The organism is Pseudomonas sp. GV105, assembly GCF_003058185.1.
In the GTDB taxonomy this organism is placed as follows: domain Bacteria; phylum Pseudomonadota; class Gammaproteobacteria; order Pseudomonadales; family Pseudomonadaceae; genus Aquipseudomonas; species Aquipseudomonas veronii.
The window spans coordinates 808,279-821,852 of sequence record NZ_QBUF01000001.1; the positions used below are offsets into that span (position 1 = coordinate 808,279).

Sequence of the window (13,574 nt, forward strand, 5' to 3'; positions counted from 1 at the left end):
GGGCTTGCCCCCGATAGTGGTGGATCAGTCATACCGGTGTTGACTGATCCATCGCTATCGGGAGCAAGCCCCCTCCCACAGTTGTTTACCGCTCGATCAAACCGATGCCAGCACCGACTGACCGCTCAACGCCAGGTCCAGCAACTCACGGTTGGCCACCGCGTACATGGCGTAGTCCGTGCCGACCGCGGCACGGATTTCCACCATCATTGCGCGCCAGCGATCGGCCATGTCCTGGTGCTGCTCAAGCCACAGGGCCACGCGGGCTTCCATGTCTTGTGGCGCTTCGGCCATTTGCAGTACGGAAATGGTGATCGCCCGTTGCTGCCAGTCCACGTCGTCGCGGAAGGCTTCGCGGGCCTGGGCCTGCCAGTTGTTGGCGACCGGCAGATCGCTGATCTGCTGCAGGTACCATGGCAAGTCCAGGGCGCTGCCGACGGCGAAGTAGGCCTTGGCCACTTCGGCGGCGTCATGCCCGGTCACGTCGGCGGCTTCGATGATCGGCAGCAAGGTGTACAGGTGCGTCGTGCCTGCAACCATGCGTGCCAACAACTCCGGTACGCCGGCTTCGGTGTAGGCCTGGTAACGGGTCTGCCAGCCTTCACGGGTCGGGCCTTCGAGCAGTTCGTCGAGTTTGAGACCCAGTGCGGCCAGGTGCGGACCGAAGTGCGCGGTATCACGCCCGGCATCCTGCTCGTTGCGACGGCTGCGCAGGAACCAGCGCGTGGCACGACGGCCCAGGCGCATCAGCTCGTCCATCAGCTCCAGTTGCACGTCGGCGGAGACCTGGTGGTCCAGGGCTTCGATCTGACGGAACCAATGCGGGAGATGGAAAATGTCGCGCACGATCACATAGGCGCCCGCCACGTTGGCCGGGCTCATGCCGGTCGACTCTTTGAGCCGCTGCACGAAGGTGATGCCCATGTGGTTGACCAGGTCGTTGGCGATCTGGGTGCTGACGATCTCGCGCTTCAGACGGTGGCGACGCATCGCCTCGCCGAACTTGGCCACCAGGCTCGGTGGGAACGCGGTCTCCATGTCACGGGTCAGGTACTCGTCATCCGGCACCTGCGACTTGAGCAGGGCTTCCTTGAGGTCGATCTTGCTGTACGAGATCAGCACCGACAGCTCCGGACGGGTCAGGCCCTTGCCGGTGGCGGCGCGCTCGGTGAGCTGCTCCTCGGTCGGCAGGTACTCGATGGCGCGGTCCAGCTTGCCACGGCTTTCCAGGTCGCTCATCAGGCGCTTGTACTCGGCGGCACGCTCGTAGGCACGGCGTGCGGCCAGGGACAGGGCCTGGGTCTGCTTGTAATTGTTGCCCAACACCAGGCTGCCGACTTCGTCGGTCATGCTCGCCAGCAACTGGTTGCGTTGCTTGTCGGTCATGTCGCCAGCCTGCACCACTTCGTTGAGCAGGATCTTGATGTTCACTTCGTGGTCGGAGCAGTCCACGCCGCCGGCGTTGTCGATGAAGTCGGTGTTCGAACCGCCGCCATTGAGGCCGAATTCCACACGCCCCAGTTGGGTCATGCCGAGGTTACCGCCCTCGCCCACCACCTTGCAGCGCAGCTCGTTGCCGTTGACGCGCAACGCGTCGTTGGCCTTGTCGCCCACATCGGCATGGCTTTCGGTGCTGGCCTTGACGTAAGTGCCGATACCGCCGTTCCACAACAGGTCCACCGGCGCCTTGAGCAAGGCGTTCAGCAGTTCAGTCGGGGTCAGTTTGTCGGCCTGGATGTCGAAGCGTTCTTTCATCTGCGCCGAGATGGCAATGCTCTTCGCGCTGCGCGAGAAGATACCGCCGCCTTCGGACATGATGCTGGTGTCGTAGTCGCTCCACGCCGAACGCGGCAGCTCGAACATGCGCTGACGCTCGACGAAGCTGGTCGCCGGGTTCGGGTTCGGGTCGATGAAGATATGCAGGTGGTTGAAGGCCGCGACCAGTTGCAGCTTGTCGGACATCAACAGGCCGTTACCGAACACGTCGCCGGCCATGTCGCCGACGCCGACCACGGTGATGCTGTCTTCCTGCACGTTGATGCCGCGCTCACGGAAGTGACGCTGCACACCGACCCACGCGCCCTTGGCGGTGATGCCCATTTTCTTGTGGTCGTAACCGGCCGAACCGCCGGAGGCGAATGCATCGCCGAGCCAGAAGCCGTAGTCGATGGCAATGCCGTTGGCGATGTCGGAGAAGGTCGCAGTGCCTTTGTCGGCCGCGACCACCAGGTACGGGTCATCGCCGTCATGCCGCACGACGTTGACCGGCGGCACCAGGGCGCCATCCTTGAGGTTGTCGGTGATGTCCAACAGGCCGGAAATGAAGATGCGGTAGCAGGCGATGCCCTCGGCCGCGATCTCGTCGCGACTACCGCCCAGTGGCAAGCGGCGCGGCAGGAAGCCGCCCTTGGCGCCCACCGGCACGATCACCGAGTTCTTCACTTGCTGGGCTTTTACCAGGCCGAGCACTTCAGTGCGGAAGTCTTCTTCACGGTCGGACCAGCGCAGGCCGCCGCGCGCGACATTACCGAAGCGCAGGTGGACACCCTCGACCCGTGGCGAGTAGACGAAGATTTCAAACTTCGGCACTGGCTTGGGCAGCTCGGGAATGGCCCGCGGGTCGAACTTGAAGCTGAAGTACGCCTTGTTCTGGCCGTTGGCGTCGGTCTGGTAAAAGTTGGTGCGCAGGGTGGCCTTGATCAGGTCCAGGTAGCGACGCAGGATGCGGTCTTCGTTGAGCACCTGAACCTCGTCCAGGGCGCTGAGGATCGCTTGTTCCAGGCGTTGCTGCTTGTCTTCCAGGTCGTCGGCGGTGAGCTTGCGCGCCAGGTAGAAGCGCGTCTTGAACAACCGGGTCAACTCGCGGGCGATGTCGGTGTGGTTGTTCAGGGTGCTGGCGATGTAACCCAGGTCGAAGCCCAGGCGGATCTGTTTCATGTAACGCGCGTAGGCACGCAGCAGCGCCACGTCGCGCCACGGCAGGCCAGCGGTGAGTACCAGGCGGTTGAACGCATCGTTCTCGGCATCGCCGTGGACGATATGCACGAACGCGTCCTGCAGGGTGTCGTTGAGCTGCTGGATATCCAGGTTCACGCCTTCGGCGGCAATGAACGCGAAATCATGGATCCAGAACTCACGGCCATTGGCATGACGCAGGCGGTACGGGAATTCACCCAGCACGCGCAGGCCGAGGTTTTCCAGGATCGGCAATACGTCGGACAGCGCCAGCGGGGTGTCGGCATGGTAGAGCTTGCAATGCAGCTCACGCTGGCCGGACACCTGGCCCAGCGGCTGATAGAAGCTCATCACCAACGGGTTGGCTTCGGTGAGGCTGAGCAAGTGCTGCATGTCGACCACCGCCGAATGCGCAGCAAAACGCTCGCGGTAGCCGGCCGGGAAACCTTTCGGGAAGTCCGCCAGCACGTTGGTGCCGTGGGCCTCGCCGAAGCTTTCGACCACCAGGCTGGAATAGTCGTCCTGCCAGCTGCGGCAGGCCTGCACCACTTCTTTTTCCAGTTGCAGCGGGTCGATGTCCAGACGGTTCTTCGGGTCGACCCGCAGAATCAGTTGCACACGGGCCAGCACGGACTCGGAGAAGAACGTCCAGAATTCGCAGTCCGAGGCTTTCAGGCGATCCATCAGCACTTGCTGGATCTTCTGGCGCACTTCGGTGGAGTAGATGTCGCGCGGCACGTAGGCCAGGCAGTAGCAGAAACGCCCGTAGGGGTCTTTGCGCAGGAACACGCGGATCTTGTTGCGTTCCTGGATCTGCACGATCGACATCACGGTGCTGAACAGCTCGTCGACCGGGGTCTGGAACAGGTCGTCACGCGGCAGTACTTCGACCACCTGCGCCAGTTCCTTGCCCAGGTGCGCCTTGGCCTGGAAGCCCGAGCGACGTTCGATTTCCGCGACCTTGCGGCGGATATAAGGAATCACCCGCACGCTTTCACCGTACACCGACGAGGTGTACAGGCCCATGAAGCGGCATTCCTTGATGACCTTGCCGTCGGCGTCGATCTCGCGGATCGACACGTAGTCCGGATAAGCCGGGCGATGCACGCGGCTCGGGTGTGCGGCCTTGGCGAACGACAACACGGTCGGCTCGCGCAGGTAGGACACGGCGTAGTCTTCGATGCGCAGGTCGTCGGCGGTAAGGCCGGCGCGCAGCAGCTTGGTCAGACCGAGGAAGGAGCTGGCGTCATATTCGATATGACCACCGTCCGCCTCGTCACGTACCACGAACTCTTCATAGCCGAGGAAGGTGAAGTGGTTGCCCACCAGCCATTCCAGGAAGTTCTTGATCTCGGCTTGTTCTTCGCCGTCGATGCTGAACCGGCTGGCGTCGATACCGACCAGCAGTTCCTGGACCTTGGCTTTCATCGGCTCGAAATCGGCCACTGCCACGCGCACTTCGCCCAGTACCTGCTCCAGCTCTTTGCTCAGCACGTTCAGTTCGGCGGCGTTGGCGCAGCGGTCGATTTCCAGGTACATCAGCGATTCTTGCTGGATGCCTTCGCCCTGGGTGCCCTTGGCCAGAATTTCCAGCAATTCGCCCTTGCTGCCACGGCGCGTGCTGAGCACGGTGGTTTGCAGGGTGTGGATGCTGTAGCCGCGGCGGTTCAGCTCGGTACGCACCGAGTCCACCAGAAATGGCAGGTCATGGTGCAGCACTTCGACCGCGGTGTGGGTCGACTGCCAGCCATGACGTTCGTAATCGGGGTTGTAGACCCGCACCTGGGGTTCGGTGTGGTCGAAGCGCTCAAGCAGGCGCCAGGCAGACAGGGTGCAACCGGCCAGGTCGGAAAGGCGACGTTGGGTCAGTTCGTCCAGGGAAATGATGCCGAAAAATTGTTCAGCGAACAGCGCCACTTGTGGCAGTGCCTGTTCACTGATGTGCTGCGCCAGTGCCGCTTGCAGTTGATGCTGGAAGTCGGCCTTGCTGGCTGCGGTGAAGAACGCCATCTGTGGTACTCCGCTTGGGCTTGTTATTGATGGAAGCGTCGCGTGTTATCCCCTTTGGGGGAGACCGTCAGCCCTGTTCGCAGGTAACGATACAAGCACCATAAACGAATCAGGGTGACAGGTGGGTGAAGCTGGACAAGACGATCAGGTCACATACAACTTCCATTGGACGTACACCTTGCCAGGCGACGGTGTGACGGGCAGGTCAGGCTCCCAGCAGTGAGCACATCCGTTGCGCAGCTTAACGAGTGTAGGAAGACAGCTGCTTGCGGCGCTGCGACATATTCGGTCATCGGCTGGCAACGAAGGGTTGCACAAAGGGCAACCACACACACCGAACGACAAAAAAGCCGGTCACCGGCGCTGATTTCAAGCCAATGATAGCTAACACACGCGAAGCCCGTCGGCACATACCTACGGCACATCAAGCAAGGGACCTCAAACATCAGGGAACTTTTCCTGCGCCAACCGCCAATCAAAAAAAACACAGGGAGCGTGGTTAACCGACTGTCATCTATTGCAGGCCCGTCATGATTACGCCAACAGCCCCCTCGCCCATCATTTCGCAACCCACCTCGTCACCGGATAACATCAATCCGCCGATTTCGTTCGCCGACAGCGGCGTATATTCTGCGCAATGGGATAAATATAACCAGGCGGCCCCCAGGCCACAGCCGACAGGCGTGCCGCCGTTTAGATAGTCAACCTATAAAAAAGGCAAAATCGTTGTGCTCAAGCCATGACGCACTGATGAAATTCACACCGACATAAATATGGCGGCAGTGGCAAAATCCCCCTTTTGCGGCCAATAAACCCATAGGACTGCCATGCAATTGATCACTACCAACCTGATCGCCAACCCATGTGACGAAGAAGAAGACAACATGGCCATGCTCTGCTGCCATAGCACTAAGGGCGAGATGTTCATACTGGCCCGTTACCCGGATGAAGACGAGGTGGAGCTGACCTGGGACGACGAACCATCGACCCTCGAGGGCCTGAAGGTCACGCTGAGTGACAGCACGTTGCTGATTGAGCTGGCGGCAGGCGATGCCGATGCACTGGGCGGCAAGGATCACCTGGAGATTCTGCACAGCACCGCCCCTGAGGATTTGGCTGAAGTTGAAGAAACCCTGCAGAACATTCTCAGGGGCACAGGCACTTATATCCGTGCCTGAGGCTACTGACACACAAAATTCCTACACGTTTTGCGAAAAATACCCCGCGCGCCGTTAGTCGCCGCCCCCCACGATGCATTAAAGTAAGCCCCCCAGGCCCGGCGTTTTTTCTCGACGCTCGGGCTCATCTCTCCAGGAACCGTCATCGATGGAACATCGTGAAGCGCTGCTTGCGCTGCGAACCTTTCTTTCTACGCAGATTCTCGGCCAGGAAAAACTCATCGAGCGCCTGCTGATTGCCTTGCTTGCCGACGGCCATATGCTGGTGGAAGGCGCGCCGGGCCTGGCCAAGACCAAGGCCATCAAGGAGTTGGCCGAAGGCATCGAAGCGCAGTTCCATCGTATCCAGTTCACCCCCGACCTGTTGCCCGCCGACATCACCGGCACTGAAATCTATCGCCCCGAAACCGGCAGCTTCGTGTTCCAGCAGGGGCCGATCTTCCACAACCTGGTGCTGGCGGACGAAATCAACCGCGCCCCGGCCAAGGTGCAGTCGGCCTTGCTCGAAGCCATGGCCGAGCGCCAGGTCAGTGTGGGCCGCAGTACTTACGAGCTGTCGCCGCTGTTTCTGGTGATGGCCACGCAAAACCCCATCGAGCAGGAAGGCACCTACCCGCTGCCCGAAGCCCAGCTCGACCGTTTCCTGATGCACGTCAAGATCGGTTTCCCGGACGCGGCCGTGGAGCGGCGCATCCTGCAGCAGGCCCGTGGCGAGGCGCTCAACGGTGAAACCAAGCCCGAACGCCGCGTCAGCCAGCAGGCGATCTTTGCCGCGCGCAAGGAAATTCTCGGCCTGTACATGGCCGATGCGGTGGAGGAATACCTGGTGCAACTGGTCATGGCCACACGCACCCCGGCCAAATTCGACCCGGAAATGGCCGAGTGGATCGCCTATGGTGCCAGCCCCCGCGGCTCCATCGCCCTCGACCGCTGCGCCCGTGCCCACGCCTGGCTGGCCGGGCGAGACTTTGTCAGCCCGGAAGACATCCAGGCGGTGCTGTTCGACGTGCTGCGCCATCGCATCATTCTGTCGTTCGAAGCCGAAGCCGCCGGGATCGACCAGGACCGCGTGGTACAACGCATTCTCGACGTCGTAGCCGTCGCTTGAAATCGATGAACGCCAGCGATGGAGTGCGCGTCACGCTCAGCGAATTGATTGAGATGCGCCACCGCGTGCGCGAAGTGCAGCTGTTTTCCACGCCAAGCCAGCGCAGCCCGCTGATCGGCCTGCACCACTCCAAGCTGCGCGGGCGCGGGGTCGACTTCGACCAGGTGCGCGTCTACCAGGCCGGCGACGATGTACGCACCATCGACTGGCGCGTGACCGCGCGCACCCAGGAACCGCACACCAAGCTGTTCCACGAAGAGCGCGAACGCCCGATTTTCATCATGGTGGAGCAAAGCTGCCGCTTGTTTTTCGGTTCGGGGCAGATGTTCAAGTCGGTGCTCGCGGCCCAGGCGGCCAGCCTGATCGGCTGGGCGGCGCTGGGGCATAACGACCGCGTCGGCGGACTGGTCTTCGGCGACAACGAGCACTACGAAATCAAACCGCGGCGCAGCAAACAGAGCCTGCTGCAACTGCTCAACCGCCTGGTGCGGGTCAACCAGAGCCTGAGCACCGAAAGCGGCCCCGAAACCGACGCCCTGGGCCTGGCCCTGCGCCGTGGCCGTGAAGTGCTGCGCCCCGGCAGCCTGGTGATCGTGATCTGCGACGAGCGCGCACTGACCGAAGGCGCCGAACAACAGCTGAGCCTGTTGTCACGCCATTGCGACCTGCTGCTGTTGCCGATCTCCGACCCGCTCGACCACGCCCTGCCCGCCGCTGGGCTGCTGCGCTTTGCCGAACGCGGTGCGCAACTGGAACTGGACACGCTGAACTTCGATTTGCGCCAGGCCTACAAGGCCCAGGCCGAAGCGCGCAGCGCCCGCTGGGAACTGCTCGCGCAGAAACTGCGGGTATTGCTGATGCCCTTGAGCACCCAGAGCGAAATGGTCGAGCAACTGCGCGAATACCTCAACCCGCAACGCCCGGCTAAAAAGCAATGAGCAGCCTCGACCAACTCCAACCGCTGATCGCCCCACCGGCGATCGGCTTCTGGCCGCCTGCGCCAGGCTGGTGGCTGTTGCTGCTGGTGATCCCGCTGCTGGGCTGGGGCGTGTGGTGGCTGCGCCGCTTCCTGCCCACGCGGCGTCCCGTGTCCCGCGCCGAACAACCGCTCGACCCGCTGCGCATCGCCGCCCTGGCCGAACTGGCGCTGATGCCCAAACCCTACGACGGCGCGCCCGCCGGGGCCTGGCTGCAGCAACTCAACGGCCTGCTCAAGCGCCTGTGCCGCAACGACTACCCCTACAGCCAGAGCCACACCCTCAATGGCCGCAAATGGCTGGCGTTTCTCGATAACCGCTGCCCCGCCGCCGGCCTCACACGCTGGATGGTGCTGGTGGAAGGCGCCTATAAGCCCGAATGCAAACTCGACGACAAAGCCATCGCCGGCCTGACCCAGGCCGTCGACACCTGGATTCGCAAACATGTTTGAGTTCGCCTGGCCGTGGATCTTCGCCCTGCTGCCGTTGCCCTGGTTGATGCGCCTGGTGCTGCCGGCGGCCGACAGCGGCGAGCCCGCGCTGAAAGTCAGCTACCTCAGCGACCTCGAAGGCCTGGCGGGCCGCCGCGCACGCTCGAACCTGCCCGGCTGGCGGCAACAGGCGCCTTTCGTCGTGCTGTGGCTGCTGCTGTTGACCGCCGCCGCCCGCCCGGAATGGCTCGGCGAACCGCTGCCGATTGCCGCCAGCGGCCGCGATTTGCTGGTGGCGGTGGACGTGTCCGGCTCCATGGATTTTCCCGATATGCAGTGGGAGGACGATGACGTCAGCCGCCTGACCTTGGTCAAACACCTGCTCGGCGACTTCCTTGAAGGGCGCGAAGGCGATCGCGTCGGCCTGATCCTGTTCGGCAGCCAAGCCTACCTGCAAGCGCCGCTGACCTTCGACCGCCACACGGTACGCACCTGGCTGGATGAAGCGCGCATCGGCATCGCCGGCAAGAACACCGCCATCGGTGACGCCATCGGCCTGGCCTTGAAACGCCTGCGCCAGCGCCCGGCGCAAAGCCGCGTGCTGATCCTGGTGACTGACGGCGCCAACAACGGCGGCCGGATCGACCCACTGACCGCCGCGCGCCTGGCCGCCGAAGAAGGCGTGAAGATCTACCCGATCGGTATCGGCGCCGATCCGGAACAAACCGGTTCCCTTGGCGTGCTGGGCGTCAACCCGAGCCTGGACCTCGACGAACCGGCGCTCAAGGCCATCGCCGAGGCCACCGGCGGCCGCTACTTCCGTGCCCGCGATGGCGCAGAGTTGCAAGCGGTCAAGGAAACCCTCGACCAACTCGAACCGGTCGAACAGCAACCGACCCAGGCGCGCCCGGCCCAGGCGCTGTACAGCGGCCCCCTGGCATTGGCGCTGATCCTCAGCCTGTTGCTGGTGGTGCAGGAGCGTTGGCCGAACAACGCGCTGCAACGGCTGTTCAACAAACTGTCGACCAAGGGGCATTTTCTGCAACAGCACCCAGAATGGCGCCAGCGCCTCAAACGCCTGCGTTTGCGGAGGCGTCGATGATCGACCTGTGGCCGCACTGGTTCCGTCCCTGGTGGCTGTTGCTGCTGCCGCTGCTCGGCTGGTTGCTGTGGCAGCTGTGGCACCGGCAAAAGCGCGCCGGGCGCTGGCAGATGATCCTGCCGCCGGCGTTCCATGCCGTGCTGCTCAGCGGTGGCAATGGCCGTGAAAGCAAATCGCCGTGGGTGCTCCTCGGTATTGCCTGGCTGCTGGCAGTACTGGCCTTGCTCGGCCCCAGTTGGCAACGGGTGGAACAGACCAGCCAGAAGCCTTCCGACCCCTTGGTGGTGCTGCTCGAACTGACCCCGGAAATGCTCGCCACCGACAGCCCGCCCAGCCGCCTGGAGCAGGCACGGCGCAAGCTGTATGACTTACTGCAGGCGCGCAGCGACGCACAAACCGCCATCGTCGTGTATGCCGGCAGCGCCCACACCCTGGTGCCGCTGTCGGACGACCTGGCCACCAGCCGCAACCTGCTCGAAGCGCTACGCCCCTCGTTGATGCCCGAGCCCGGGCACCGCGCCGACCTGGCCGTGGAGAAAGCCCTCGGCCTGCTCAAGCAAGGCGGCCTCGGCCAGGGGCGTCTGCTGCTGATCGGTTCATCGCTGTCCAAGCAGGAACGCCAGGGCATCCGCTTGCTGCTGCAAGGCGGCCAGGCGCCAAGCCTGTCGATCCTCGGCATCGGTAGCCGCGAAGGCACGCCGGTGACCCTGGAGAGCGGCGAATTCCTCAAGGACGACCAAGGCGCCATCCTCGTGCCGCGCCTCGACAGCCCGACGCTCAAAGCCTTCGCCAGCGAAATGGGCGGCCGCTACCGTGCCGCGCGCCTGGACGACAAGGACCTGCGCCAACTGGGCATGCTCGACGCGCCGCAAGCCCTGCGCAACGACGGCCAACTGCTGCACCTCGACACCTGGGCCGACCAGGGTTACTGGCTGCTGCTGCCGCTGTTGCTGCTGGCCGCGTGCGCCGGGCGGCGTGGCTGGTTGTTCTGCTTGCCGTTGCTGCTGCTTGGCGCACCGCAGCCCAGTTATGCCTTCGAACTCCAGGACCTGTGGCTGCGCCCCGACCAGCAAGGCCAGTACCTGCTGAAGAAAAAACGCCCCGCCGAAGCCGCCGAACGCTTCCAAGACCCGCAATGGCAAGGCGTGGCGCTGTACGAAGCGGGTAACTACGCCGAAGCCATCAAGCGTTTTGCCGAGGGCAGTGACGCCTACTCTCACTACAATCGCGGCAATGCACTGGCCAGGTCCGGTGAGCTGGAAGCAGCCATCGATGCCTACGAACAGGCGCTGGAAGCCCAGCCCGATCTGCTGCCGGCCCTGAAAAACAAGGCCCTGGTGGAAAGCCTGATACAACAACAGGCGCAGCCCGAGCCGGCCCCGCCCGCAAAAAACGAAGATGACGAAACCACCCAACCCGGCCAAACTGCGCAACCGGGCGCCAGCGCGCAAAGTGCCACGGGTGGCGAGCAATCGCCGCAAAACCAGGGTGAAGCCGGCACCGCCGATACCCAGGCCGGCGCCACGCCACAAGCGGGCGGCAATGACGTGCCGGGCAGCGAGCTGGAGGACGAGCAAACCACCACCCCGCCGTTGCGCCCCAGCGGCGCCAGCCTGGACGACGAACATCGCCAGGCCCTGGAACAATGGCTGCAGGAGATCCCGGACAACCCCGGCGAACTGCTGCGGCGCAAATTCTGGTACGAACAGCAACAGCATCAGGACAAGACTCGATGAGCCGCCGCACCACCCTTCTGCTTCTGCTCGCGTTGTCGGCAAGCCACGCCCAGGCGGCGAACCTGGTCGCCAGCGTCGACCGCAGCCGCCTCAATTCCGGGGAAACGGTGGAGCTGACGGTGGAATCCGGCGACGTCACGCAGTTCGGCAAACCCGACCTGTCGCCGCTGGAGGCGCAGTTCGAAGTCAGCGGCACGCGCCAGATCAACCAACTCACCACCCTCGGCGGCGATAACCACGCCACCACGCGCTGGATCATTACCCTGCTGCCCAAGCAAAACGGCACCGTGGTGATCCCGCCGCTGCAAGTGGGCGAATACACGACCCAGCCGATCAGCCTGCAAGTGCTGGAAACCACCAGCCAGGACACCAACGCCGAACTCGCGCCGGTGTTCGTCGAGTCCAACCTCGACCAGAACACCGTGTACGTGCAGGCCCAGGCCCTGTTGACGGTACGCGTGTATCACTCGGTGTCGCTGTATGACGACAGCAGCCTCACGCCGCTGCAGATTCCCGATGCGCGCATCGAGCAACTGGGCGAATCACGCACCTACGAGAAGGTCATCAACAGCATTCGCCACGGCGTGATCGAAACCCGCTACGCGATCTACCCGCAGCACAGCGGCAGCCTGACGATTGCCGCCCAGACCTTCAGCGCGACCCTGGTGGAATCGCGCCCGCCGCAGGAGAACACGCTACAGGGCACCAAGCCGGGCAAGCTGATCCACGTCAGCTCCGCGCCCCTCGAGCTGACGGTCAAGCCCAAGCCCGAGCTGTACCCCGCCGAGGCGCCGTGGCTGCCGGCACGCAGCCTGACCCTGAGCGAAAACTGGAACCCCGAGCCGGACCACGTGCAGGTCGGCGATTCCCTGACCCGCAGCCTGACGGTCAAGGCCGAGGGCCTCTCCAGCGCACAACTGCCGGCACTGCCGAGCACCGAGATCAATGGCCTGCGCCGCTACCCGGACCAGCCGGTAGTCGGCAACCAGAACAACGACCGTGGCCTGATCGGCAGCCGAGAAGACCGCGAAGCCCTGGTGCCCACCCGCGCCGGCGCGCTGGACTTGCCGGCGGTGGAAGTGGTGTGGTGGAACACCCATGAGGACCACCTCGAACGCACCCGCCTGCCCGCCCGCACGCTGCAAGTGGCGAATAACCCGAGCCTGGTGGTGGACACGCCCGCGACACCGACCGTGATCACCGCCCCCGACGATAGCCGCTTGTGGCTGTGGCAACTGAGCACCCTGCTCCTTGCCTGCACCACGTTGCTGGGTTTCGGCCTGTGGTGGCGCGCACGCCGCCAACCGGCGGTGCAACGCGCCGCACAAACCGGCCCGAGCCCGCGCACCCTGCTCGACGACCTCAAGCGCGCGACCCAGGCCAACGACCCCCAAGCCACGCGCCAGGCCCTCGACGCCTGGGCCCGGCAACAACCGGAAACCCTGGCCGACATGGCGGCGCGCTTCGTGCCGCTGTCCGACGCGCTGGATGGGTTGAACGGCGCGCTGTACAGCGAAAGCGGCCATTATTGGCTGGGTGAAGAACTGTGGCGTGCGGTAAAAGCCATTCCAATGGCCGAACGCGAGCAAGACCCGACGACCGACACCACCAGCTTGCCGCCGTTGTATCCCAAATAGCCCCCCTGATACGTCACGAATCGAGAGTCGGGACGGGGGGTGGGCCAGTCAACACCGAGCAAGCGGACCCACCACCACCCGATAGCGGAGTATCAGTCAATTATGATGTCGGCTGACACGCCGCCATCGGGGGCAAGCCCCCTCCCACACTGGACCTGCGTCGTCTGGTCGACATAGCCCGAACCTGTCCTTCCGCGCCCTGAATTGCCTGCCCGCCAAGACATAACGCACACCGCATACCCCCTCCCACACTGGATCTGCGTCGCCTGGTCGACATAGCCCGAACCTGTCCTTCCGCGCCCTGAATTGCCTGCCCGCCAAGACATAACGCACACCGCATACCCCTGTGGGAGGGGGCTTGCCCCGGTACAGACCGGAGACATCCTTTACGTTTGAAACCGGAGACATCGTTTACATGTATTAATCATGGCCAGGAGGTA

The 13,574-nt window shown here is 63.6% G+C and carries 8 protein-coding genes; 7 read left to right on the top strand and 1 reads right to left on the bottom strand.

Annotated features, from left to right (window positions below; all coding sequences use genetic code 11):
• Positions 1–96 precede the first annotated feature (96 nt).
• Positions 97–4,965, bottom strand: a complete 4,869-nt coding sequence (locus C8K66_RS03495) for an NAD-glutamate dehydrogenase (protein WP_057004653.1) — start codon at positions 4,963–4,965, stop codon at positions 97–99.
• Between the two features lie 827 nt (positions 4,966–5,792).
• Here C8K66_RS03495 and C8K66_RS03500 point away from each other — a divergent pair.
• The 7 genes from C8K66_RS03500 to C8K66_RS03530 all read left to right on the top strand — a co-directional run bounded on the left by C8K66_RS03500 (position 5,793) and on the right by C8K66_RS03530 (position 13,134).
• Complete coding sequence (locus C8K66_RS03500) at positions 5,793–6,143, top strand: hypothetical protein (RefSeq protein WP_108524250.1); 351 nt, start codon at positions 5,793–5,795, stop codon at positions 6,141–6,143.
• Between the two features lie 148 nt (positions 6,144–6,291).
• Complete coding sequence (locus C8K66_RS03505; protein WP_003218556.1) at positions 6,292–7,251, top strand: MoxR family ATPase; 960 nt, start codon at positions 6,292–6,294, stop codon at positions 7,249–7,251.
• Positions 7,252–7,256: 5 nt separating this feature from the next.
• Positions 7,257–8,189: a DUF58 domain-containing protein gene (locus C8K66_RS03510; RefSeq protein ID WP_108524251.1), complete on the top strand. Its 933-nt coding sequence runs from the start codon at positions 7,257–7,259 to the stop codon at positions 8,187–8,189.
• Entirely contained in the window at positions 8,186–8,680 is a 495-nt protein-coding gene (locus C8K66_RS03515) for a DUF4381 domain-containing protein (protein ID WP_108524252.1), read from the top strand. The genes C8K66_RS03510 and C8K66_RS03515 overlap by 4 nt, the downstream gene beginning before the upstream one ends.
• Positions 8,673–9,761 (top strand): VWA domain-containing protein, encoded by a 1,089-nt coding sequence (locus C8K66_RS03520; protein WP_057004657.1) that lies wholly within the window; start codon positions 8,673–8,675, stop codon positions 9,759–9,761. The genes C8K66_RS03515 and C8K66_RS03520 overlap by 8 nt, the downstream gene beginning before the upstream one ends.
• Positions 9,758–11,497: a tetratricopeptide repeat protein gene (locus C8K66_RS03525; RefSeq protein ID WP_046383654.1), complete on the top strand. Its 1,740-nt coding sequence runs from the start codon at positions 9,758–9,760 to the stop codon at positions 11,495–11,497. Before C8K66_RS03520 ends, C8K66_RS03525 begins: the two co-directional genes overlap by 4 nt.
• Entirely contained in the window at positions 11,494–13,134 is a 1,641-nt protein-coding gene (locus C8K66_RS03530) for a BatD family protein (RefSeq protein ID WP_046383655.1), read from the top strand. Before C8K66_RS03525 ends, C8K66_RS03530 begins: the two co-directional genes overlap by 4 nt.
• Positions 13,135–13,574 lie beyond the last annotated feature (440 nt).